Source organism: Kitasatospora sp. NPDC052868, from assembly GCF_044547105.1.
Classification (GTDB): domain Bacteria; phylum Actinomycetota; class Actinomycetes; order Streptomycetales; family Streptomycetaceae; genus Kitasatospora.
The window spans coordinates 613,291-637,392 of sequence record NZ_JBITZW010000002.1; the positions used below are offsets into that span (position 1 = coordinate 613,291).

The window sequence follows — 24,102 nt, forward strand, 5'->3', positions numbered from 1 at the left end:
TTCACTCCTTGACAGCGCCGGCGAGAAGGCCGGAAACGAAGTGGCGCTGAAGCGCCAGGAAGACGGCGGCCATCGGCAGCGCGGCGATCGAGGTGCCGGCCAGGATCGCGCCGTAGTCGGTCTCGTCGAGGCCCTGCAGCGAGGCGAGGGCCACCGGGATGGTGAACGAGGCGCCGTCGCGCAGCACCAGCAGGGGCCAGAGGAAGTCGTTCCACTGGTAGAGGAAGAGGAAGATCGCCAGCGCCGCGAGCGCGGGCTTCATCGGCGGCAGCGCCACCCGCAGGAACAGCCGCAGCTCACCGCAGCCGTCCATCCGGCCGGAGTCGAGCAGCTCGTCCGGGAGCGCGCCCATCGACTGGCGCATCAGGAAGATCCCGAAGGGCAGCGCCAGGTTGGGCATGATCACGGCCTGGTAGGTGTTCAGCCACTCCAGGTCGGTCATCATCCGGAACAGCGGCACCAGGGTGACCTGGGCGGGGATCACCAGCCCGAGCATCAGCAGCCCGAACACGGCCTCGCGGCCACGGAAGCGGTACTTGGCGAAGCCGTAGCCGGCGAGCGTGCAGACGGCGCCCGCACAGAGGGTGTAGACGGCCGCGATCAACAGCGAGTTGAGCACGACGCGGCCGAACTGCGCCGAGTCCTGAAGGGTGTTCAGGTTGTCGAGCAGGTGTCCGCCGGGCAGCATCGGCGGCGGACTGTCGAAGATCTCCTTCGAGCTGTGCGTGGAGGCGACCACCAGCCAGTAGAAGGGGAGGCCGACGACGGCGAGCACGATGGCGAGGCCGGAGGTGAGCAGGATGCCCCTGCCGCGTTGGCGTGTGGTCACGACTTGTCCCCCAGGACGCGGAACTGGATGACGCCGAGGATCCCGATCAGCACGGCGAGGGCGTAGGCGATCGCCGACGCGTAGCCGAAGTCGAAGAACTTGAAGGCGGTCTGGTACAGGTACACACCGATGGTCAGGGTCGCGTTGTCGGGACCGCCGCCGGTGAGGATGTACGGCTCGTCGAAGATCTGCAGGGTGCCGATGGTGGAGAGCACCGTGGTGAGCAGCAGCGCGGGCCGCAGGCCGGGCAGGGTGACATGGACGAAGGACTTCCACGCACCGGCCCCGTCCACGGCCGCGGCGTCGTACAGCTCGGACGGGACGGTCTGCAGCCGGGAGAGCAGGATCACCGCGTTGTAGCCGGTGTAGTGCCAGCTCAGCGCCAGGCCGAGGGAGATCTTCGCCCAGAGCGGGTCGGTCAGCCACGGCACCGCGTCGATGCCGGTCAGCCCGAGCAGCCAGTTGACCAGGCCGTACTCCTGGTTGAGCAGCACCGAGAAGATGATCCCGTACGCCACCAGGCCGGTGACCATCGGCAGGAAGAACCCGAGCCGGAAGACGGTCCGGCCGCGCAGCAGCGTGGAGTTGAGCGCGACCGCGAGTCCGGTGGCGAGGGCCAGCATCACCGGCACCTGGACGGCGAGGATGACCCCGGTGTTCTTCAGCGCGGTCCAGAACAGCGGGTCCTCGATCAGCCGGGCGTAGTTGTCCGCGCCGACGAAGGTGTCCACCCCGCCGACCGTCCGGTGCAGGCTGAGGACGAAGGACCAGCCGATCGGGTAGAGCTTGAACCCGGCGAAGAGCAGCAGTGCGGGCAGGACGAAGAGGTAGGGGGCGAGCCGCCGCCCCCGCGGGGGGCGCGGACGGCGGACCGCGCCCCCGGTGGCGGGGGGCGCGGACGCCTTCCCGCCGAGGAGCGTCGCGGTCATCGCACGACCTTGCGTCCGGTCTGCTTGCCGAGCAGGTCCGCGGCCTCCTTGAGGACCTTGGCCGGGTCGGCGCCCTTGAGCAGGACCTTGGACTGGGCGTCGGTGACGACCTTGAGCGCGCGGGCGTAGTCGGCGGTGTAGTTGACCGCGGACGAGGGTGCCTTGAGCGCCTCCAGGAAGATCTCACCCTTCTTCTGCCCGCTGAAGAACGCCGACGGCTCGTGGAAGACCGCGTCGTCGTAGGCCTTGAGCAGGGCCGGTGCGATGCCCTTGCCCTTGTAGATGCTGACCTGGGAGGCCGGGCGGGTCAGCACGAACTCGATGAAGCTCCAGGCGGCGGCCTGGTGCTTGCTGCTGCCCGCGACCGCCAGGTGGGTGGAGTTCACGGTGGCCGCGGTGGCCCCGCCCCGGCGCACGGCCGGCGGGAGGCGGACCTTCCACTTGCCGGCCTCCTCGGGCACCTGCTCCTCGATGATGCCGCCGAACCAGGTGGGCCAGGGCAGGACGGCCGCGGTGCCCTTCTTGATGGAGCTCATCAGGGCGTTCCAGCCGCCGGCGAGGTCGCTGACCAGTTCGGCGTCGTTCATCGTCTTGATGAGCGTCATGGCCCGGACGGACTCCGGGGAGTCGAGGGTGATCTCCCCGTCGAGGTTGAAGTAGAAGGCGCCCTGGAGCTGGAGCAGCATCTGGAAGAAGTTGGCGGCGTCCGGCTGCGAGGCGGGCTTGTCGATGCCGAGCAGGTAGGCGCCGGTCTTCTCCTTGATCTTCTTGCCGGCCTCGATCGCCTCGTCCCAGGTCTGCAGCGCGTCGGCGTCGACGCCGGCCTGCTCGAAGAGGTCGGCGTGGTAGTAGAAGCCGGCCGAGTTGGCCTCCCAGGGCAGCGCGTTGATCCGCTCGCCGCGCGGCGAGACGGTCTGCCACATCCCCTGGGCGAAGGCGTCCCGGTAGCCCTCGGCGCCGAAGGCGTGCAGGTCGGCGAGGCCGTTCGGGAACTTCTCGACGTAGCCCGGGAGGTAGTCGACGCCGATGTGCAGGACGTCGCCGAGGCCCTGTCCGCCCGCCGCCATGGCGGTGGTGATCTTGTCCCAGATCGCCGGGTTGCCGATGTCCTCGACGGTGACCGCGATGTCCGGGTACTTCTTGTTGAACTCCGGCAGGAGGGCCTTCATCTCGGCCGCCGGCCCCTGCCAGGACCAGACCGTGATCTTGCCCTTGTCCCGGTCGCCGGCCGCCCCGGACGCACCGCTGCCGCTACCACTGCCGCCCGAACAGGCCGTGAGACCGGTGAGGCCGGCCCCGGCCGCGATCGCGCCGCCGATCTGCAGAACTCTTCGACGTTCCAGCTCCATGGCTGTTTCCACCCTGCTCGCACACTCTTGCGGACCCTGACGAGCCGGGACTCTAACAACGCGTTCTCGAAACTTGCAAGCCTTCGTTGAAAACTTTCAGTTCTATCCGTCAGGAAATTCTGTCGGATCCATTGCAAGTCTTCGCGGCGACTTGTTAGCGTGCCCCGGCCCCGGCCGACGAAGACCGGCCGCTTCCCCACAGCCCGGGAGAACCCGATGAACCGTTCCCGCTTGTCGCTGCTGACCGCCTGCGCGCTGCTCGCACCGCTCGCCCTCGGCGTCCCGGCCGCGTCCGCCGCACCCGCCCAGGGCGGCGACCCGCGCGCCGGGGCCGCCGCCCCGGCACCGCTGACCATCGTCAACCCCGGCTTCGAACAGGGCGCCACGGGCTGGCAGTTCACCGCCGGAACCGGGGTCGCCACCAACTACCCGCACGGCGGCGGGAAGCTGGTCTACCTCGACGACGGCGCCGGGAAGAAGATCTCCCAGACCGTGACGGCCACCGGCCGCGGCACGTACGACATCACGGCCTGGATCGCCACCGGCGGCACCGGCGGCCGCTACGTCGCCCGGGTCAACGGCGTGGTCGCCGCCTCCCAGGCCCTGCCCGACGCCGCCAACTACCGGCGCTACACGCTCAGCCGGATCGCCCTCACCCGGGGCGACAGGCTGGAGATCGCCTTCGAGTCGGGCGACGCCTGGATCAACGCCGACGACCTGATGGTCTCGCCCTCCTCACCCGCCGACCCCAGGATCAGCTCCTCGGACCCGAGGATCGTCGAGATGTTCGACTGGTCCAAGCGCAAGGCCAACAGCTGGGTCCAACTGCCGGGCGTCCAGGGGCCGCTGAACGTCGACGAGCGCAACACCGGCGGCACCGGGACGGGCACCTACGGCGCCTCCTACTGGGCCGGCTACGCCAACCGCAGCGGCTACTACTCCCGCGACTTCGCCCACCAGCTGTCCGGCGCGGGCGTCCTCGGGCTGAGCGCCGCGAACAAGTCGATGCTGCGCTCGTACGCCGCCTCCGCCACCACGGAGCACAAGTACTACCCGGTGTGGGCGATGAACTTCGACACCACCACCTACCTCTCGATCGACTACGGCAGCCCCGCGCGCTTCGTCCGCGAGGTCCCCGCCACCTTCGAGCTGGTGCAGAAGGCCGCCGAGGCCTACCGGTGGAGCGGCGACCGCTCCTACCTCGACGACCCGGCCCTGTGGAACTTCTACCGCCACGCCACCGACGAGTTCGTCGCCCTGCACGACGGCCTCAAGGACAACGGCGCCGTGAAGGTCGCCGAGGGCACCGGCAAGGGCATCTTCCAGGGCACCGCCAGCTACAACGAGCAGAGCGGAGAGCCGCTCGCCGAGGCCGGCGACGCGATCGGCTCCCAGTACCAGGCCTACCTGGCGATGGCCTCGCTCGCCCGCGCCAAGGGCGACTGCACGCTCGCCGACACCTACGAGAAGAAGGCCAGGGACCTCAAGGCCTACTTCAACTCCACCTGGAGCGGCACCGGCTCGGGCGCGGACATGGTGCGCGGCTACACCACCGACGGGCGGGCGCTGACCGGCTGGGGCATGGAGAACAGCTGGTTCATGCCACTGAAGCAGATCATCGACCCCGGCGCCCGGCTGGACGCCTACCTCGACTACATCGACCAGCAGGCCTCGGGCGACGGACAGCCCTCCAACATCGAGGCGCTCACCTACCTGCCCGACACCTTCTTCCGGAACAACCGCAACGACACCGCCTGGAAGTGGATGCAGCACGTCTACGACCAGAAGGACGTCCAGCACGTCAACGCCGCGCAGGGCACCAACGGCGACTACCCCGAGGTCTCCTTCACGCTGCTCGGCCAGACCGTCGAGGGCCTGATGGGCGTCGCCCCCAACGCCCCCGAGCGCACCCTCACCACCCAGTCCCGGCTGCCCTCGGGCATGGACTGGCTGAAGATCGACGACCTCCGGATCGGCGGCGAGACCTTCTCGCTGCGCCACGACGGCGCCACCAGGTCGACCCTGACCAACGTGTCCGGCGGGTCCGCCTACACCTGGGAGGCCCGATTCCCCGGCGTGCACGCCACCGTCACGGTCGACGGCGTGCCGCGCAAGGCCCGGACCAAGGTGGTGGACGGGGTGACGTACACCTACGTCACCCAGACCGTCGCCCCGGGCCGCACGGTGACGGCCCAGGTGGGCTGACCACCGCCGGCCGACGGCCGGACCGGGCTCCGCCCCGACGGCGAGGCCGCCCCCGCGGATGTGCGGGGGCGGCCTCACGACCTGCGCCTTTGCAGGTCACCGACGGCAGGGCCGGAGCAGGGTCAGTGCGCCGGAGCCGGGTAGGTCGGGTACTCGACACCGGAGACGTACTGGACGACCCGGATCACCTGGCAGGAGTAGCCGAACTCGTTGTCGTACCACAGGTAGAGGATCGCGTTGTCGCCCTCGACCTTGGTGGCGCCGGCATCGACGATCGAGGCGTGCCGCGAGCCGATGAAGTCGCTCGACACCGCGTCGGGGGCGGTGATGAAGTCGATCTGGCGCTTGAGCGTGGAGGTCAGCGACACGTCGCGCAGGTAGTCGAGGACCTCCTCGCGGTTGGTCTCACGCGCGAGCTGCAGGTTCAGGATCGCGATCGAGACGTCCGGCACCGGGACGCGGATCGAGCTGCCGGTGATCTTCGCGTCGAGGTCGGGCAGCGCCTTCGCGACGGCGGAGGCGGCACCGGTCTCGGTGATGACCATGTTCAGCGGCGCCGAACGGCCACGGCGGTCCGAGCTGTGGTAGTTGTCCAGCAGGTTCTGGTCGTTGGTGAACGAGTGGACGGTCTCCACGTGGCCGCGCAGAACGCCGTACTCGTCCGCCATCGCCTTCAGCGGCGGGACGATCGCGTTGGTGGTGCAGGAGGCGCAGGACAGGATCTGCTCGTCCGGCTTGATCGTGTCGTGGTTCACCCCGTGCACGATGTTGGGGACGTCACCCTTGCCCGGCGCGGTCAGGACGACCTTGTCGATGCCGGGGCGGAGGTGCTTCGACAGGCCCTCGCGGTCGCGCCACCGGCCGGTGTTGTCGATCAGGATGGCGTTCTTGATCCCGTACTCGGTGTAGTCCACCGTGGTCGGGTCGTCGGAGTAGATCACCGTGATCTCGTGACCATTGGCGATGATCTTGTTGTTGGACTCGTCCACGGTGATCGTGCCCTGGAACTGGCCGTGGATGGAGTCCCGGCGCAGCAGCGAGGCGCGCTTGACCAGGTCCTCGCCACCGCTGTTGCGGACGACGATGGCACGCAGCCGCAGGCCGTTGCCCGAGCCGGCCTTCTCGATGAGCAGGCGGGCCAGCAGCCGGCCGATCCGGCCGAAGCCGTACAGGACGACGTCGCGCGACCCCTGGCGCTCCAGCTTGTTCGGGCCGGTCGCGCCGGCGACCGCCTCCGCGGTGAAGTCCTCCACCGAGAGGCCGCGGTCGTCGGCCTTGTAGGTCGCGGCGAGCATGCCGATGTCGATCTGGGACGGGCCGAGATCAAGAGCGGTGAGCGCCTGCAGGAACGGCAGCGTCTCGGTGACCGAGAGCTCCTCCCCGGCGATCTGGCGGGCGAACCGGTGGGTCTTGAGGATGCTGACCACCGACTTGTTCACCAAGGAGCGGCTGTGCAGCAGGACCGTGACGTCCCTCTCCCGATGCAGTCTCCCGATGATCGGAATCATCGACTCCGCGATCTCCTCGCGGTTCATCCAGTTCGTGAACACGTCTTCGTTGACAGTCACAGGTCCATCTTTCGAGCTAGGCGATGCGTACATGCTAGCTTTGGGCCATTTTGCTCTCGCGGGGGGACCCGTCTGAGCGCGGCCTTCCCGCTGCACAGGGCCGGTGGGCGGGCCGGCCGCCCGGCCCCGCCGCGCTGGTCGGATCAGGCCAAACCTGGCCGCCGCGGCATACCGGGCCGGATCCCGACCCCTTCCGAGGCCGGGACCCTACCGTAGGGCGACACCCTGCGGTTTTACCTCCCGGGCTCAGGCGGCGGCGGAGGCCCGGGTCGCGAGCAGGTCGGCGAGGCCGCCCACGGTGGGGTGGTTGAAGAGGTCGCGGACGGTGATCCGGGCCGGCGCCGCGCGGTTGATCCGGGCGACGACCCGGGCGGCGAGCAGGGAGTGGCCGCCCACGGTGAAGAAGCTCTCGTCGTCGCCGAACCCCTGGTGCCCGAGGGCCTGCTCCCAGACGCCGCGGACGGTCTCGCGCTGCTCCTGCCAGAGCGTGCCCGCCGCGTCCTCCCGGCCCTGCGCGGCGGGGGCGCCCTGTTCGCCCGAAAGGCCCTGCTCGCCCAAAACGCCCTGCTCACCCGGCTGTTGCTGGTTCATTCTCGTGTGCCCCCTGTTCCGTCTGTGGCGTACACCACAATCACCCACGTCACTCTAACGTGACATCTGATGTGTGACATTGTATCGAGCTGGAGGTGGCCGATGCATGTCGCACATGGCGCCGGGATTCCCCTGACGCAGCAACAGGAGACGGTCTGGAAGGCCCAGTTGATGGCCCCGACCGCCGACTCGTACCACATCCCGCTGGCGTTCCGACTGACCGGTCCGATCGCCCCGCCGGCACTCGACCAGGCCCTGCGGTATGTGGTCGAACGCCACCCCGTGCTGCGCACCGCGATCGCCGACGGCCCGGTCGACGGATCAGCCGACGGACCGGCCGACGGATCAGCCGACGGATCAGCCGACGGATCAGTCGGCGGCCCGGCCGAGGGCCCGGAGCGCGGGCCGCTCCAGTTCGTCCAGCCGCCGCCGGCGTCGGTGCTGACCGTGCACGCGACCACCCGGGAGCAGGCCGCCGAGCTGCTCGCCGGGACCGCCGCCCTGCCGTTCGACCCGGCCGCGCCGCTGCGGCTGGCCGCCCACCTGTTCCGCTGGGCCCCCGACGAGGCCCTGCTGCTGCTGGTGTTCGACCATGTCGCGGTGGACGCCCCCTCGGTGGCCATGCTGCTGAGCGAGCTCTCCCGGTACTGCGCCGAGCCGCCCGCGCCGGGCGGCGGGGAGCTCCCGGAGGAGGGCTACTTCGCCTACGCCCTGGAGCAGCGGGCGAGGTTCGCCCGGCCCGACGCCGAGACCGCCGAGGGCGCCGCGTTCTGGACGGCCCGGGTCACCGGACTGGACACCGGGGCGGCGGCGCGGACCGGCCGCGACACCGACGGCCCGGCCGGCGAGCTGGTGGTGGACCTGCCCGCCGACCTCACCCCGGCCGTCACGGCCACCGGCGGCTCCCTGTTCACCGTGCTGATGGCCGCCTACTGCCTGGCCCTGCGCCACCTCTCCGCGGCCGCCGACGTCCTGGTCTCCTACCCCGCCATCGACCCGTGGCGGGCCGACTACGAGGACGCGGTCGGCCTCTTCACCGACATGCTGCTGCTGCGCGCCCCGGACCTCGACGACCGCAGCCTCTCCGGCTACGCGGCCGAGGTCCGCGAGGAGCTGCTGGCCGGCTTCGAGCACCAGGGCGCACCGCTGGCCGGGATGCACCGGGCGCTGCGGATCGCCGGCGGCGAAGTCCGGGCGATGCTCTCCGTCCACGACGTCGGCGCCGAGCAGCTCACCCTGCCCGGCATCGCCGTGGAGCGGGTGCCGATCCACCCGCAGACCGGCAAGATCGACCTGCTGCTGGCCGTCGAGGTGGCCGGCGAGCGGACCAGGGCCCGCCTCCAGTACCGCCGGGACCGGCACACCGACGAGCAGGCCGGCACCATCGCGGCGGCCTTCCGGGTGGTCCTCGAAGCGCTGGCCGGGATCGCGGTGGGCGTCGACCCGCCCGCCGCCCGGGTGGAGCTGCTGCCCCGGGCCGAGCGGGAGCGGGTGCTCGCGCTGGCCCACGGGCCGGCCGCCGCCGCGTTCGTCCCGGTGACCCGCGCCTTCCTGGAGCACGCCCGGCGCGCCCCGCAGAACACGGCCGTCCTGGCCGGCGCCGAGCGGCTCGACTACCGCGGGCTGGAGCGCGCCTCGGCCCGGATCGCGGGCCGGCTGCACGCCCTCGGCCTGCCGCGCGGCAGTACCGTCGCCCTCTGCGTGCCGCGCTCGGCCGGGTACGTCACGGCCGCCCTCGGGGTGCTGCGCAGCGGGCACGCCTTCCTGCCCGTCGACCCCGAACTCCCGCGCACCAGGCTGGGCTTCGTGCTCGCCGACGCGGACGCCGCGGCCGTGCTGGTCCAGACGGCCGAGGACGCCGCCGCACTCGGCGGACGGCTGCCGGCACTGGCCCTCGACGAGTCTGACCCCGCCGGGCCGACGCCCGACGCAGCGGGGTCCGACGCAGCAGCGTTCGACGCCGAGGAGCCCGGGCCCGCGGACGCCGCCTATGTGATCACCACCTCGGGCAGTACCGGCCTGCCCAAGTCCGTCCGGGTGCCGCACCGGGCGCTGGCCAACAACCTGCACTGGAAGGCCGACACCTTCGGCTTCACCGCCGCCGACCGGTTCCACTTCAAGACGCCGCCGGTCTTCGACGCCTCGGTGTGGGAGTACCTCGTCCCGCTCACCGTCGGCGCCTCGGTCGTCGTCGCCCCCGCCTGGGCGCACCGCGACCCGGCCGCCCTCGCCGCGGAGATCGCCGCGCAGGGCGTCACCGTCGTCCAGTTCGTCCCGACGCTGCTCAAGGCGCTGCTCGCGGAGCCGGCGCCGACCGGGGGCAGCCCGGTGCGCGCGGTCTTCAGCGGCGGCGAGGCGCTGGACGCCGCGGTCGCCGAACGGGCGGCCCGCTGGTTCGGCGCGCCGGTGGTCAACCTCTACGGACCGGCCGAGGCGGCGATCGACGTCACCTCCCACACCGTCGCCGCCGACGGTCCCGCCGGACGGGTCCCGATCGGCCGGCCGGCCGCGGGGGCGCAGGTCCACGTCCTCGGCCGGGGCGGCCAGCTGCTGCCCGCCGGGGTGCCCGGCGAGCTCTGGGTGGGCGGGGTGCCGCTGGCCGACGGCTATGTGAACCGCCGGGAGCTCACCGGGGAGCGCTTCGTCCCGCACCCCTTCGACCCCGATCCGCAGGCCCGGCTCTACCGCACCGGCGATCTGGGCGTGCGGCGCGCGGACGGCACCCTGGAGTTCCTCGGCCGGGCCGACGGGCAGGTCAAGCTGCGCGGGATCCGGCTGGAGCTGGACGAGATCCGGGCGGTGGCGCTGGACCACCCCGAGGTCCGCGACGCGGTGGCCCGGCTGGTCACGGCCGGCCGCGAGGAGATGCTGGCGCTGTACTTCCTCGGCGAGCTCCCCGACACCCGGGAGCGGCTGCGCGACCATCTCGCGGAGCGGCTGCCCGCCGCGCTGCGGCCCGGCGCACTCGTCCCGCTGGAGGCGTTCCCGCTCACCGGCAGCGGCAAGGTGGACACCCGGGCGCTGCCCGCACCGCCGCCCGCCGCCCCGCCCGGCCCGGCCGACCTGCCGCGCTCCGAGACCGAGCGCCGGATCGCCGCCCGCTGGGCCGAGGCCCTGGGCACCGGCCCGGAGCAGGTGCCCAGGGACGTCAGCCTGTTCGAACTGGGCGGGAGCTCGCTCACCCTGATCCGCCTGCACCGTCTGCTCCGCACGGAGTTCGGCACCGTCCTGCCGATCACCGACCTGTTCTCGTCCCCCACCGTCGCCGCCGTCGCCGAGGCGCTGAAGGCAGCCGGCCAGCACGAAGGATCCTCATGAACGAGCACGCGAACGGGCGGCCGGGCGCCGCCCACGATCCCGGCCCCCCGCCCGGCCCCGCCGTCGCGGTCGTCGGCCTGGCCTGCCGATTCCCCGGCGCCCGGGACCTGGACGAGTACCGGGCGCTGCTGCTGCGCGACGGCGGCGCGGTCCAGCGGTTCACCGATGACCAGGACGGCCCGGACGGCGAGGCCGCGGACCCGCGGTACGTCCCGGTCGGCGGCGAACTGGCGGACGTCGACCTCTTCGACGCCGAGTACTTCGGCATCGCCCCCGCCGAGGCCGCCGCGATGGACCCGCAGCAGCGGCTGCTGCTCCAGGAGGCCGTCCACGCCCTGGAGCACGCCGGGTGGGCCGGCGGCGCCGGACTCGGCCGGGTCGGCGTGTTCTGCGGCAGCGGCGACAACCGCTACGGCACGCTGATCGCCGCCGACGGCACCGAGCCCGCCCCGGGCACCACCGCCGCCGCGCTGCCGCTGCGGGTCTCCTACCACCTCGGGCTGACCGGCCCCAGCGTGTTCGTGGCCAGCCTCTGCTCCACCGCGCTGACCGCCCTCCACCTGGCCCGGCGCAGCCTGCTCGCCGGGGACTGCGACGCGGCCCTGGTCGGCGCGGTCTCCGTGGCGCTGCCGCACGAGCGCGGCTACCTGGCGGTCGACGGCGGGGTGCTGTCGCCCAGCGGCGCCTGCCGCCCCTTCGACCGGCGGGCCGACGGCACGGTGCCGGGCAGCGGCGTCGCGGTGGTGGTGCTCAAGCGGCTCTCCGACGCCCTGCGGGACGGCGACACCGTGCACGCGGTGCTGCGCGGCTCGGCGCTCAACAACGACGGCGCGGCCCGGCTCAGCTTCGCCGCGCCCAGCGTGGACGGGCAGCGGGACGTCCTGCTGGCCGCCTGGGCCGAGTCCGGGGTGGACCCGGCGACGATCGGCTACCTGGAGGCGCACGGGACGGGCACCCCGCTCGGCGACCCGGTCGAGCTCGCCGCCCTGCTGGCCGCCCGCCGGCGGCTCGGGGTGACGGCGCCCTGCGCGGTGGGCAGTGCCAAGGCCGCGCTCGGACACCTGGACGCGGCGGCCGGCATGGCCGGGCTGATCCGGGCGGTCCTCGCGGTCCGGGACGCGGTGGTGCCGGGCACCGCCGGCCACCGGGAGACCACCACGGCGGTCGACCTCGCGGGCAGCGGCCTGCACGTGCCGGCCGCCGCCTCCCCCTGGCCCGCCTCGGACGAACCGCGCCGAGCGGCGGTGACGGCGCTCGGCGTGGGCGGCACCAACGCGCACGCCGTCCTGGAGCAGCCGCCCGCCCGCCCCGCGGCGCCCGCCGCCGACGGGCCGCAGCTGCTCCCGCTCTCCGCCCGTTCGCCCTGGTCCTTCGAGCGGTCCGCCGCGAACGTCCGGGACGTGCTGGCCGAGGAGGGCGCCGACCCGGCCGCGCTGGCCCGCGCGCTCCAGGACGGCCGGGCCCCCGGCCGGCTGCGCCGCGCCTGGACCGCCGCCGACCCGGCCGGGCTCGCCGCGGCCCTGGCCGCCGGCCCGGCCACCCCGGTCGACGGCCCGCTGGTCCTCGGCCTGGCGGACGGCGACACCACCGCGGAGACCAGCACCGACACCGCGACCGACACCGCGGCCGCACCCGGCTTCGACCGGCGGCTCGCCGCCCTGCGGGCACTCGCCGCACTCGGGGTCGAGCCCGCCGCCCTCGCCGTCTGCGGCGCGGGCGAGTTCGTCGCGCTGGCCTTCGGCGGGGCACTCGACGAGGACACCGCCCGGCGCTGCGCCGGGCACCACGCGACGGCCGTGGCCGCCGCCCGCCCCGGCGGCGACCTCAGCGCCTGCGAGCGCGCGATGGCCGCGCTGGAGGCCGAGTTGGCGGCCGCCGAGCCCGGCCTGCTCCAGGTCGAGGTCCGCTCGGCGACGCTGGACACCGTCCTGCCCGCCGGCACCGCCCCCTCCCCCACCCACCTGCTGGACGTCACCGCCTCGGCCGTCCTCGGCGAGGAGCCGGCCCCGCTGCCGCCCGAGGCCCGCACCGTCGTCCCGGTCGACGGCGACGCCGAGCGCTGGCTGCGGCTGGTCGCCGACTGCTGGGAGCGCGGCGCGGACGTCCGCTGGGAGCTGCTGCGCCCGGTCGGCGGCGGGCGTAGCGCGGCGCCGCCCTACCCCTTCCAACCGGTGCGGCACTGGCACCCCGCCGTCCCGGACGGCCGGACGCAGCGACCCCCGCTGGCGGAGCCCCCGCCCGGACCGCAGGACCCGCCGCCCGGGGCGACCACCCTGGAGACCGTCCTCGCCATCTGGTGCGAGGTGCTGGGCCTGCCCGAGGTCGCCCCGGCCGACGACTTCTTCGTCCTCGGCGGCCACTCGATCCTGGCCGCCCAGGTGCTCGCCCGGATCCGCGAGTCGTACGGCGTGCGGATCCCGCTGGGCGACCTGCTGGACGCGGAGACCGCCGAGGCCACCGCGGAACTGATCGACACCGAGCTGGCCTCGTCGCGGCTGTACCGGACGCTGGTCGGCGCCCCGGACGCCGGCGCCGGGGACGACTGGGAAGAGGTGGAGCTGTGACCGCGCAGGACGTCCTGGAGGAACTCGCCGTGCGCGGGGCCCGGTTGGCCCTCGCCGAGGGCCGGCTGGCGCTGTCCGCCCCGGAGGGCGCGCTGGACCAGGAGCTCACCGCCAAGGTCCGCCAGCACCGCGAGGCGATCGTGCAGTTCCTGCGCGAGCGGGCCGAGGAGGAGGCCCGTCGGCAGGTGCGGATCGGCCGGGCCGACCGCACCGCCGCCCTGCCCGCCACCTACGCCCAGCAGCGGCTCTGGCTGGTCGAGCAGCTGGGCACCGAAGTCCCCGTCTACAACATGTACTTCGCGACCGAGCTGACCGGGCCGCTGGACGAGGCGGCGCTGCGCTGGGCCGCCGACCGGCTGATGGAGCGCCACGAGGTGCTGCGCACCGCGCTGCGGGAGGGCCCGGCCGGGCTGTTCCAGGAGATCGCGGAGGACTGCCCGACGCCGTACACCGTGTTCGAGGCGGACGGCGCCGAGGAGGAGGAGCGGCTGATCCGGCAGGTCACCGAGACCAGGTTCGACCTGGCCGCGGCCCCGCTGATCCGCTTCGACCTGATCCGCTGCGGACACCGCCGGTGGATCTTCGTGGTCACCCAGCACCATGTGATCTCGGACGGCTGGTCCACCGGCGTGATCCGCTCCGAGCTCACCGAGCTGTACGCGTCCCGGATCGCCGGCCGCCCCGCCGACCTGCCCGAACCGACCGTGCAGTACGCCGATTTCGCGGTCTGGGAGCGGGAGTGGCTGGGCACCGAACTGGCCGCGCGCCAGCGCCGGTTCTGGCGCGGTCAGCTGGCCGACCTGCCCCCGCTGGTCGACCTCGCCCCGGCCCGCACCCGGGAGGCCGTGCAGAGCTTCCGGGGCGACTCGCTGGACTTCCGGCTCGGCCCCGAGGCCACCGCGGCGCTGGAGCGGCTCTGCTCCTCGGCCGCCGCGACCCCCTACAGCGTGTTCATGGCGGTGCTCACCCTGCTGCTGGCCAGGGTCTCCCGGTCGGCCGACATCGCGGTGGGCAGCCCGCTGGCCAACCGGCCCTACCCCGCGCTGGAGCGCACCCTCGGGCTGTTCTTCAACTCCATCACCGTCCGGACGGTGGTCGACGAGGCCGAGAGCGTACGGGAGTTCCTCGCCAGGGTCCGGCGGACGGCCTTCGACGCCTTCGCCCACCAGGACCTGCCGTTCGACCAGGTGGTCCAGGCGGTCGCGCCGGAGCGCAGCAGCTCGCACTCGCCGGTGTTCCAGTCGATCTTCATCTACCAGAGCTACCCGGACACCGACCTCGACCTCCCCGGGGTGCGCTCCGGCTTCGCCCCGGAGCCGGTCTACGCGGCGCAGTACGACCTGATGCTGAAGCTGCGCCAGGAGACCGAGGGCTTCCTCGGCCAACTCATCTACAGCACCACGCTGTTCGAGGAGGCGCAGGCCCGCCGCCTGGTCGTCTGGTTCGAGCGGCTGCTGGTCGCGATGGCGCAGGACCTCGACCAGCCGGTCGGCGAGCTGTCGCTGGTCGGCGTGGAGGACGTGCTGCGGCAGGAGGCCTGGGACGCCGAGACGGAGCTCGGGGTCCCCTCGACCCCGGTGCACCGGGTGGTGCTGGAGCGGCTGGCCGGCCTGGCGGACACCGAGATGGTGGCGTTCCGGGACGAGGCGCTCACCGGGGCGCAGCTGGCCGAGCGGGCGGCCGCGGTGGCGGCCGGACTGCGGGCGGCGGGCCTGCGCCCGGGCGACCGGGTCGGACTGCTCGTGCCGCGCTCCCCCGCGCTGGTCGCGGTGCTGCTCGGAGTGCTGTCCGCAGGCCTGGTGTACGTACCGCTCAACGGGGCGGACCCGCGCGCCCGGCTGGAGGGCATGCTCGCCGACGCCGGCTGCGCGGCGCTGCTCACCGACGGGCCGTACGCCGGGCTGTGCCCGGACTTCACCGGTCTGCGCCTGCCGCTCGCGGGCATGACGGGGCGTCCGCCGCAGGGCGGGCCGATCGAGGAGCCCGCCCCCGGGGACACCGCCTACGTCATCTTCACCTCCGGCTCCACCGGTCGGCCCAAGGGCGTCGAGGTCGCCCACCGCGGCCTGGCCAACCTCTTCGCCGCGCTGGACCGGGCCGTCGCCCCGGAGCCCGGCACCCGCTGGCTGTCCGTCACCTCGGTGACCTTCGACATCGCCGTGCTGGAGCTGCTCTGGACGCTCTCCCGCGGCATCCCCGTGGTGCTCGCCGAGAACGCCGAGACGCTGGCCACCGGGCCGGACGGCGCGAGCGCCGAGAGCCTGCCGGAGCTCGTCGAGCGCAGCGGCGCGACCGCGCTCCAGGCCACCCCGACCCTGCTGCGCAGCGTGCTGCGGCTGCCCGGCGGCGACCGCGCACTGGCCCGGCTGCGGCTGCTGCTGGTCGGCGGGGAGCCGCTGGACCAGGCGCTGGCCGCCCGGCTGAAGGAGCTGGGCATCCCCCGGGTGCTCAACCTGTACGGGCCGACCGAGACCACGGTCTGGTCGACCGGCTGGGAGGTGCCGGAGCGGCCCGCGGCGGTGCTGGTCGGCCGCCCGCTGGCCAACACCCGGGTGCGGATCGTGGACGCCGCGCTGCGCCCGCAGCCGGACGGCCTGTTCGGCGAGCTGGCGATCGCCGGGGCCGGCCTGGCCAAGGGCTACCTGGGCGACGCGGAGCTCACCGGGCGGCGCTTCGTCACCGACGCCCGCGGGGAGCGCCTGTACCGCACCGGGGACCTAGCCCGGCGGCTGCCGGACGGCACCCTGGAGCTGGCCGGGCGGCTGGACCACCAGGTCAAGGTGAACGGCTACCGGATCGAGCTCGCCGAGGTGGAGCGCGCACTCGGCGCGGTGCCCGGCATCGCCGCCTGCGCGGTGGTGGTGCAGCGCACCGGCGCGGAGGCGGCGCTGGTCGCCCACTACGTGTCCCGGGACGGCCGGGACCACCCGGCCGGGGAGCTGCGCGCGGCCCTCGCGGACGGCCTGCCCGATCCGTACCTGCCGGCCGCCTTCCACCGCCTCCCGGCGCTGCCGACCACGGCGGGCGGCAAGACCGACCGGGCCGCGCTGCCCACGGTCGCACTGCCCGGCAGCGAGCCGCCGAAGCCCGGCACGGCGGCGGCGCAGCCCGCGGACGAGCTGGAGGAACGGCTGCTGACGGCCTGGCGCACGGTGCTGGACCAGCCGCTGGCCGGCGTGGACGACGACTTCTTCCAGCTCGGCGGCAACTCCATTCTGGTCGCCCGGCTGCTCACCGAGATCCGCGCGAACGTCAACGCCGAGGCCCGGATCGTCGACCTGTTCCGCTACCCGACGGCCCGGGCGTACGCGGCCCGGCTGCGCCACCCGGCCCCGACCGGTCCGGAGGCACCCGTGACCGGGCCCGAGGCGCCGTCCGCCGGGCGGACGGTCGGCGACCGCCGCCGCGAGCAGGTGCTGCGCAAACGCCGGTCGCGCGCCGCCGGCGCCACCGCCCCCGCCCGACCCGCGATCGAGGAGTGAGCGCCGTGTCCGCCGTACCCGAGGACGAGCAGCCGTACGAGGAGCTGCTCGACGACGACCTGTCCGCGATCGCGGTCACCGGGATGGCCTGCCGGTTCCCCGGGGCCGACTCGCCGGCGGAGTTCTGGGAGCTGCTGCGCGCCGGGGCGGAGCCGCGCGAGGAGGTCCCGGCCGGGGAACTGCTCCGGGCCGGGGTCGCGGAGCCGTCCCCGGGCGGCCCGGTGCACGTCCCGGTCCGCCGGAGCTTCGCCGACCCGGCGCAGTTCGACGCCGCCGCGTTCGGGATGACCCCCGCCGAGGCCGCGCTCACCGATCCGCAGCAGCGGGCCCTGCTGGAGCTCGCGGTGCACGCGCTGGAGGACGCCGGCATCGACCCCGCGGCCTTCCCCGGCGCGATCGGCACGGTGGTCGGCCTCAACCACTCGGAGTACCTGCTGCGCCATGTGCTCGGCCACCCCGAGGTGGTCGCCACCCACGGCTGGCACCGGGTGCTGATGGGCAACGACCGGGGGTTCACCGCCACCCAGATCGCCTACCGGCTGGGCCTGACCGGGCCGGCCTTCGCGGTCGACTGCGGCTGCTCGGCCAGCCTGGTCGCGGTGCACCAGGCCGCCCGGATGCTGCTGGACTACGAGGCGGACGCGGTGCTGGCGGGCGGCGCCGCGATCAACCCGCAGGACGTCGGCTACGAGTACACCGAGGGCGGCATCGTCTCGCCGGACGGCCGCTGCCGGCCGTTCTCGGCCGAGGCCGCCGGCACGGTGTTCGCCAGCGGGGCCGGGCTGGTGGTGCTGCGCCGGCTGGAGGACGCGCTGGCGGACGGCGACCGGGTGCTCGCGGTGATCCGGGCCGGTGCGGTGAACAACGACGGGCGCCGCAAGAGCGGGTACACCGCGCCCAGTGTGGCCGGCCAGGCCGAACTGGTGGCCCGGGTGCACCGGTTGGCCGGGATCGGCGCGGACCGGGTGGGCCACCTGGAGGCGCACGGCACCGCGACCCTGCTCGGCGACCCGATCGAGGTCGCCGCGCTGACCGAGGCGTTCCGGCAGACCACCGCGGCCCGCGGCGGCTGCCGGCTCGGCTCGGTCAAGTCCAACATCGGGCACCTGGACTCGGCGGCCGGCATCGCCGGGCTGATCAAGACGGTGCTGATGCTGCGCCACCGGGAGTTCGTCCCCACCCTCGGCTGCGAGTCGACCAATCCGCACATCGACTTCGCCACCTCGCCGTTCAGGGTCTCCGATGAGCTGCTGCCCTGGGAGTCCGAGCTGCCCAGGATGGCCGGGGTGAGCGCCTTCGGGGTGGGCGGCACCAATGCGCACCTGCTGCTGGAGGAGGGCCCGGAGCGGCTGCCCGAGGGCGACCCGCCGCGCCGGGTGTTCGACCGCCGCCGCCACTGGCTGGACGCCCGGCCCGCCGGCGCACCGCAGGCCGGCGCCGGACAGACCGGCGCCCTGGGGACCGAGGCGCTGGAGGCCAGCGAGTTGGAGGCCGGTGCGCTGGAGATCTTCCGGAGCGCGCTCGGGACGCCCGAGGTCGGCCCCGAGGACGACCTGTTCGTGCTCGACGGCGACTCGCTCACCGCCCAGCGGATCGCCGCGCTGGCCCGGGCCCGCTGGGAGGTCCGCGTCCCGCTCGGGACCTTCCTCGACGAGCCGACGCCCGCCCGCCTCGCCGCCCTGGTCGCCGAGGCCCTGGCCCGGACACCCGACCCGGTACCGGCCCCCCGCCCCGCGGAGTCCGGACCGCTGCCGGTACCGGCCCTGCTGGAGCGGTTCCTCTTCCTGGACGAGGTCCCCGGCGCAGCCGAGGCCTACCACGTCCCCGTCCTCGCCGAACTGGCCGGTCCGCTGGACCAGGCCGCCCTGGCGGGCGCGCTCCAGGACGTGGTGGACCGCCACGACGGGCTGCGGCTGCGCTTCCACCGCTCCGAGCACGGCCCCCGGTTCGAGATCCTGCCGCACGCCGCGGCCGCCCTGCCGGTGGTCGACGTACCCGACGAGGACGCCCTGCACCGGGCCGTCAACGACCTGCTCGGCACGGCGGTCCCGCTCGATCCGGCGCCCGCCCTGGTCGCCCGGCTGTTCCGGCGGTCCCCGGAGCGCCACGTGCTGGCCCTCGTGGTGCACCACATCTGCGCGGACGCCCACTCCACCGGGGTGCTGCTGCGCGACCTGTACGCCTGCTACGCCCGGCGCACCGGCGCCCCCGCACCGCAACTCCCCGAGCTGACCGGCCTGTTCGCCGAACACGCCCGGTCCGTCGCCGACTGGGCGGACTCCGCCGAGGCCGAGCGGCAGGCCGCGTTCTGGCGCACCGAGCTGGCGGACCCGCCCGAGCGGCTGGAGCTGCCCGGCCGGGCCCGCCGCGCCGAACCCCGCTACCGGGGCGAGCTGCTGGAGTTCTCGCTGCCCGAGCGGACCGCCGACCAGGTCCGCGCACTGGCCGAGCGCCGCCGGGTGACCCCGTTCACCGTGGTGCTCGCCGCCTTCACCGTCCTGCTCGGCCGGCTCGGCGCCCGCTCCGACCTGGTCGTCGGCACCCCGGTGGCCGGCCGCCAGCACCCGCGCACCCGCGACCTGGTCGGCAACTTCGTCAACACCCTCCCGCTGCGGCTGCGGCTCGACCCCGCCGAGGACTTCACCGCGCTGGTCGACCGGGCCGCGGCCCGGCTGCGGGCCGCCCTGGACCACCAGGACCTGCCCTACGAGCTGCTGGTCCGCCGCCTCGGACACCCCGCCGACCAGCGCGAGGCACCGCTGTTCGACGTGCTGTTCAACATGCTCGGCGGCGAGGGGGGCCCGCCCCCCGCACCGCCCGGACTGACCGCCCACCCGGTGCCGTTCGACCGCGGCGGCAGCCCCTACGAGCTGTCGCTCGACTGGTGGTTCGACCCGGACGGCGGGCTCGGCGGGCGGTTCCGCTACGACACCGACCGCTTCGAGCGGGCCGCCGTCGAGGACTGGCGGGACTGCTTCACCCACCTGCTGGACCGGCTCACCGCCGAGCCCGGGGAGCCCGTCGCCGCGTGGCCGGCCGAGCCGCCCGCCCTCGCCCGCCGGACGGCCGAGGCCCTGCGCGGGCCGGTCACCGAGGTGCCGCAGCCCCCCGTGCACGAGGTCTTCGCCCGCTGGGCCGACCGGGAGCCCGACCGGCTCGCCCTGGCCGGCGGCGGGACGGAGCTGACGTACGGGCGGCTCGCCGCCGTCTCGGCCGCCGTCGCCGGGCTGCTGGCCGGACACGGGGTGCGCCCCGGCGACCGGGTCGGCCTGCTCCTGCCCAAGGGCGTACCGGCGGTGGCCGCGCTGCTCGGGGTGGTCCGGGCCGGCGCCGTCGCCGTCCCCTTCGACCCCGGGCTGCCCATCGCCCGCCTGGCCATGATGGCCGCGGACTGCACCCCGGCCGTGGTGCTCTGCGAACAGCCGGAGGCGGTCGCCTTCGCACCGGAGGCCGAGCCCCTGGTGCTGCCGTCGCTCGCCGAGCTGGCCGCGGCGCCCGCACCCGCCGAACTGCCCTCCGTCGGCGGCGCGGACCTCGTCTACCTGACCTACACCAGCGGCAGCACCGGCCGGCCCAAGGGCATCGCCTTCCCGCACCGGGCGCTGACCAACCTGATCCACTGGGAGACCGAGGGCTACCACCGGGGCCTGCGCTGGCTGCAGTTCGCCCCGCTGGGCTTCGACGCCGCCTTCCACGAGATCTTCGGCGCGCTCTGCGGCGGCGGCTCGCTGCACGTCGCGGACGAGGAGACCCGCTACGACCACGAGCTGCTCGCCGACCTGATCTCCGGGCACCGGGTGCAGAAGGCGATCTGGCCGGTCTCGCTGCTCAACTCGGTGGCGGCGGTGTTCGAGGACGACCCCGAGCCGTTCGCCTCGCTGTGCGAGATCGCCGCGACCGGCGAACAGCTGCGCCTCGGCGCCGGGGTGCTCGCCTTCTTCGACGGGCTGCCCGACTGCCGGCTGATCGACAACTACGGCCCCGCCGAGACCCATGTGGTCACCTCCTACCGCTTCCAGGGCCCGCCCGCCGACTGGCCCCGGTACGCGCCGATCGGCCGGCCGCTGCCCAACACCGTGCTGCGGCTGACCGACCCGGCGGGCCTCGACGTGCCGTACGGGACGGTGGGCGAGCTGCGGATCGGCGGGGTCTGCGTCGCCGACGGCTACCTCGGGCTGCCCGAGCAGACCGCCGAGCGGTTCGGGCGGGCCGACGGGCTCGACTGGTACCGCACCGGCGACCGGGCCCGGCTGCTGCCCGGCGGGGAGCTGGAGTTCCTCGGCCGCGAGGACGGCCAGGTGAAGATCCGCGGCCACCGGGTGGAGCTCTCCGAGGTGGACCTGGCGATCCGCCGGGTGCCCGGGGTGCGGGACGTGGCGCTGGTGGTGGCCGGCCAGGAGGGCGAACGGCGGCTCGATGCCTACCTGGTGGCCACCGCGCCGGTGGAGGCGGTCCGCGAGCGGCTGCTGGCCGAGCTGCCGTCGGCGCTGGTCCCGGCCACCTTCACGGTGCTGGACGCGCTGCCGGTGAACGCCAACGGCAAGGTCGTCCCGGCCCTGCTGCCCGCCCCCGGCCGCCCGGGCCCCGCCGCCCCCGCCGCACTGCCTGGTCCGGCAGGTCCGGCAGGTCCGGCGGGGGAGGTGCTGGAGCTGTTCCGCCGGGTCCTGGAGCGCCCCGACCTGGCGGCCGACGCGGACTTCTTCGCCGTCGGCGGCCACTCCCTGCTGGCCATCCGGGTGCTCTACGGGCTGCGCGAGCGCTTCCCCGCGGCGCACGGACTCTCCGTGGCGGAGTTCTACCGCTGCCGCACCGCCGAGGAGGTGGCCCGCCGGCTCACCCCGCACGGCGCCGACCCCGCCCCCGGCCTGCCCCGGCCGAGGATCCAGCTCCCGGCGGGCGGGCCGCCCCCGCGGCTCCCGGCCGGCCTGCGCCCGGCGGCCCGGCCCGAGGCCGCCGCGGGCGGCAAGAGCTTCGTCCTGGAGCTCGGCCCGCACCCCGACCCGCAGGCGCTGCGCCTGGCGTACCGGGCGCTGCTGCGCCGCCACCCCGCGCTGCGGCTGTCGGTCGCACCGGACGGCGGCGAGCTGACGGTCCGCCCGGCCGAGGCGCTCGACGACGCGGTACCGGTACTGGAGCCCGGCCCCGCCGTCCGCCCGGCCGACCGGCCCGACTGGCTGTACCGGACCGCCCGCGGCCTGGCGCCCGACCCGCGCCACGACCCGCTGCTGCGGCTGGTGCTCGCCACCCCGCCGGACGGGCCCGCGCTGCTCGCCCTGAGCGTGCACCCGCTGGCGCTGGACGGCCTGGGCCTGCTCACGCTGGTCCAGGAACTGGCCACCGCCTACCGGGATCCGGCGGCGCTCGGCCCGCAGGACGACGGCTTCCTGCGCCAGCTGGCCTGGCGGGACGGCCTGACCGACGGCGAGGAGGCCAAGCGCGCCGCCGAGATCTGGCACGAGCTGCTCGCCGGGCCCGCCACTCCGGAAGCCTCATCCGACGCCGCCGACACGGACGCCCCGGACACCGAGGCCGCGTGGGCCCCGCACTCCGGCCTGCACACCGCGGTCCGCGAGGCCGGCGCCCGGCTGGGGATCTCGCCGTACACCCTCCAGCTCACCGCCTTCGCCATCGCCGCCGCCCGGACCGCCGGCACCGACGCACCCCGGATCGCCCTGCCCTGGGACGGCCGGGCCGCCGCCGGTCTGGAGGACAGCGTCGGCGCCTTCGCCGAGGTGGTGCCGCTGCCGGTGGCGGTCCGCCCGGACGAACCGGTCGCCGCCGTCCTGGCGACGGTCCGGGAGCTGCTGGCACGGATCGAGGAGGCCCGGCCGGTCCCGTTCGCCGACCTCGCGGCCGCCGACCCGCGGCTCGCCGCCGCCGGCCGGGCCGACCTGGTGTTCAACTACGCCTGGGACGACGGCGGGGAGCCGCTGTTCGCCGGGCACCCCGTCCAGTGGGTCGGCCCCGAGCCGCTGCAACCCGGGCAGCGGACGCGCTTCTCCGTCGTGGACGGCCCCGACGGCTTCCTGGTGCGGGCACGCTCCCGGCCCGGCGGGGCGGACGCACACGCGCTCACCGCCGCGTACCGGGAGGCGCTCTACGCGCTGCTCTTCGACCCGCAGGCCCGCCCCGACGGCCGGCCCTCGGCCACCACCCCGGATGAGGAGTCATGAGGTTCGGCCTGTTCTTCTTCGCCAACGGGGACGACCCCGACGAGCAGTACCGGCTGCTGCTGGAGGCCGCGGCCTTCGCCGACGCCGAGGGCTTCTCCGCGGTCTGGACCCCGGAGCGGCACTTCCACCCCTTCGGCGCGCCCTTCCCCAACCCGGCCGTCACCGGCGCGGCCGTCGCCGCCGTCACCCGCCGGATCTCGGTCCGGGCCGGCAGCGTGGTGCTGCCGCTGCACGACCCGCTGCGGGTCGCCGAGGAGTGGGCCGTGGTGGACCGGATCTCCGGCGGCCGGGCCGAGATCGCCCTCGCCTCCGGCTGGAACCCGCAGGACTTCGTGCTCGCCCCCGAGCGCTTCGCGGCGGCCAAGGCCGAACTGCGCAAGGGCCTCGACGAGGTGCGCCTGCTCTGGTCCGGCGGCGAGGTCGACCGGCCCGGGCCCGGCGGCGGCACCCACCGGGTCCGCACCTACCCGACGCCCGCGCGGGGCGGCCTGCCGCTGTGGATCACGGCGGCGGGCTCCCCGCAGACCTACGCCCTCGCGGGCGAGACCGGCGCCGGGGTGCTGACCCACCTGCTCGGCCAGTCGATGGAACAGCTGGAGGACAACCTCGCCGGGTACGCCGACGCGCTGGCCGCCCACGGCCACGGTCCCGAGCGCGAACGGGTCGCCGTCATGGTCCACACCCACCTGGGGTCGGACCGCGAACAGGCGCTGGCCCGCGCCCGGGAGCCGCTGCTGGCGTACATGCGCTCCTCGCTCAGCCTGTTCGGGCTGAACGCCCAACCCGGCGCCGACGCCTCACCAGAGGCGATGGACGAGCTGCTGGAGCTGGCCTACCGGGACTTCTCCCGGGAGCGCTGCCTGCTCGGCTCGGTCGAGGACGCCCTGCCGCTGGTCGAGTCGCTGGCCGAGATCGGGGTCGACGAGATCGCCTGCCTGATCGACTTCGGCATCGGCACCGACGCGGTGCTGGAGGGCCTGCACAACCTGGCCGAACTGCGTCGACGCTGCGAGCCGCTGTGACCCCCCGCTACGGCACGGCTCGACCCGACACGACGTCCGGCCCTGACCGACCTGACCGACCTGAGCGACCTT

At 74.6% G+C, this 24,102-nt stretch carries 12 protein-coding genes and 1 pseudogene; 8 read left to right on the top strand and 5 right to left on the bottom strand.

What is annotated here, in order from left to right:
* Window position 1: 1 nt before the first annotated feature.
* Genes ACIGZJ_RS06365 through ACIGZJ_RS06375 form a run of 3 tightly spaced genes read right to left on the bottom strand, consistent with a single transcriptional unit; the run spans window position 2 to window position 3,107 of the window.
* Complete coding sequence (locus ACIGZJ_RS06365) at window positions 2-829, bottom strand: carbohydrate ABC transporter permease (protein WP_396456206.1); 828 nt, start codon at window positions 827-829, stop codon at window positions 2-4.
* On the bottom strand, window positions 826-1,758 hold the full coding sequence (locus ACIGZJ_RS06370) for a carbohydrate ABC transporter permease (RefSeq protein WP_396456207.1): 933 nt from the start codon (window positions 1,756-1,758) through the stop codon (window positions 826-828). The genes ACIGZJ_RS06365 and ACIGZJ_RS06370 overlap by 4 nt, the downstream gene beginning before the upstream one ends.
* Entirely contained in the window at window positions 1,755-3,107 is a 1,353-nt protein-coding gene (locus tag ACIGZJ_RS06375) for an ABC transporter substrate-binding protein (protein ID WP_396456208.1), read from the bottom strand. The genes ACIGZJ_RS06370 and ACIGZJ_RS06375 overlap by 4 nt, the downstream gene beginning before the upstream one ends.
* 216 nt (window positions 3,108-3,323) lie before the next feature.
* Here ACIGZJ_RS06375 and ACIGZJ_RS06380 point away from each other — a divergent pair, with 216 nt between their 5' ends.
* On the top strand, window positions 3,324-5,312 hold the full coding sequence (locus ACIGZJ_RS06380) for a hypothetical protein (protein WP_396456209.1): 1,989 nt from the start codon (window positions 3,324-3,326) through the stop codon (window positions 5,310-5,312).
* A 122-nt stretch (window positions 5,313-5,434) separates the two neighbouring features.
* On the opposite strand, the gene ACIGZJ_RS06385 is transcribed toward ACIGZJ_RS06380, so the two are convergent.
* Both ACIGZJ_RS06385 and ACIGZJ_RS06390 read right to left on the bottom strand, forming a co-directional pair.
* Window positions 5,435-6,880, bottom strand: coding sequence for a glyceraldehyde-3-phosphate dehydrogenase (locus ACIGZJ_RS06385; protein WP_392932185.1), 1,446 nt, complete (start codon window positions 6,878-6,880; stop codon window positions 5,435-5,437).
* A 246-nt stretch (window positions 6,881-7,126) separates the two neighbouring features.
* The gene (locus ACIGZJ_RS06390) at window positions 7,127-7,471 is read right to left on the bottom strand and encodes an acyl carrier protein (protein ID WP_396456210.1); all 345 of its coding nucleotides are present in this window, start codon (window positions 7,469-7,471) and stop codon (window positions 7,127-7,129) included.
* 102 nt (window positions 7,472-7,573) lie between these two features.
* On the opposite strand from ACIGZJ_RS06390, the pseudogene ACIGZJ_RS06395 reads away from it, so the two are divergent.
* The 7 genes and pseudogenes from ACIGZJ_RS06395 to ACIGZJ_RS06425 form a co-directional block, all read left to right on the top strand.
* Window positions 7,574-7,759 (top strand): annotated as a pseudogene (locus tag ACIGZJ_RS06395) (condensation domain-containing protein); the annotation flags it as partial.
* Window positions 7,734-7,916 (top strand): PT domain-containing protein, encoded by a 183-nt coding sequence (locus tag ACIGZJ_RS06400; RefSeq protein ID WP_396456247.1) that lies wholly within the window; start codon window positions 7,734-7,736, stop codon window positions 7,914-7,916. The pseudogene ACIGZJ_RS06395 and the gene ACIGZJ_RS06400, both read left to right, overlap by 26 nt.
* 2 nt (window positions 7,917-7,918) lie before the next feature.
* On the top strand, window positions 7,919-10,789 hold the full coding sequence (locus ACIGZJ_RS06405) for an amino acid adenylation domain-containing protein (protein ID WP_396456248.1): 2,871 nt from the start codon (window positions 7,919-7,921) through the stop codon (window positions 10,787-10,789).
* Window positions 10,786-13,353 carry a beta-ketoacyl synthase N-terminal-like domain-containing protein gene (locus ACIGZJ_RS06410; RefSeq protein ID WP_396456211.1) on the top strand — a complete coding sequence of 856 codons (2,568 nt, stop codon included), beginning with the start codon at window positions 10,786-10,788 and terminating at the stop codon, window positions 13,351-13,353. The genes ACIGZJ_RS06405 and ACIGZJ_RS06410 overlap by 4 nt, the downstream gene beginning before the upstream one ends.
* Complete coding sequence (locus tag ACIGZJ_RS06415) at window positions 13,350-16,835, top strand: amino acid adenylation domain-containing protein (RefSeq protein ID WP_396456212.1); 3,486 nt, start codon at window positions 13,350-13,352, stop codon at window positions 16,833-16,835. The genes ACIGZJ_RS06410 and ACIGZJ_RS06415 overlap by 4 nt, the downstream gene beginning before the upstream one ends.
* A 5-nt stretch (window positions 16,836-16,840) precedes the next feature.
* The gene (locus ACIGZJ_RS06420; protein WP_396456213.1) at window positions 16,841-23,008 is read left to right on the top strand and encodes an amino acid adenylation domain-containing protein; all 6,168 of its coding nucleotides are present in this window, start codon (window positions 16,841-16,843) and stop codon (window positions 23,006-23,008) included.
* Window positions 23,005-24,030 carry a MupA/Atu3671 family FMN-dependent luciferase-like monooxygenase gene (locus ACIGZJ_RS06425; RefSeq protein WP_396456214.1) on the top strand — a complete coding sequence of 342 codons (1,026 nt, stop codon included), beginning with the start codon at window positions 23,005-23,007 and terminating at the stop codon, window positions 24,028-24,030. The genes ACIGZJ_RS06420 and ACIGZJ_RS06425 overlap by 4 nt, the downstream gene beginning before the upstream one ends.
* Window positions 24,031-24,102 lie beyond the last annotated feature (72 nt).

Excerpts from the sequence above, each read along its gene's own strand:
- ACIGZJ_RS06400 (WP_396456247.1), top strand. The coding sequence starts at position 7,734 with ATGTGGTCGAACGCCACCCCGTGCTGCGCACCGCGATCGCCGACGGCC.
- ACIGZJ_RS06410 (WP_396456211.1), top strand. The coding sequence starts at position 10,786 with ATGAACGAGCACGCGAACGGGCGGCCGGGCGCCGCCCACGATCCCGGC.
- ACIGZJ_RS06370 (WP_396456207.1), bottom strand. The coding sequence starts at position 1,758 with ATGACCGCGACGCTCCTCGGCGGGAAGGCGTCCGCGCCCCCCGCCACC.
- ACIGZJ_RS06390 (WP_396456210.1), bottom strand. The coding sequence starts at position 7,471 with ATGAACCAGCAACAGCCGGGTGAGCAGGGCGTTTTGGGCGAGCAGGGC.
- ACIGZJ_RS06425 (WP_396456214.1), top strand. The coding sequence starts at position 23,005 with ATGAGGTTCGGCCTGTTCTTCTTCGCCAACGGGGACGACCCCGACGAG.
- ACIGZJ_RS06375 (WP_396456208.1), bottom strand. The coding sequence starts at position 3,107 with ATGGAGCTGGAACGTCGAAGAGTTCTGCAGATCGGCGGCGCGATCGCG.
- ACIGZJ_RS06380 (WP_396456209.1), top strand. The coding sequence starts at position 3,324 with ATGAACCGTTCCCGCTTGTCGCTGCTGACCGCCTGCGCGCTGCTCGCA.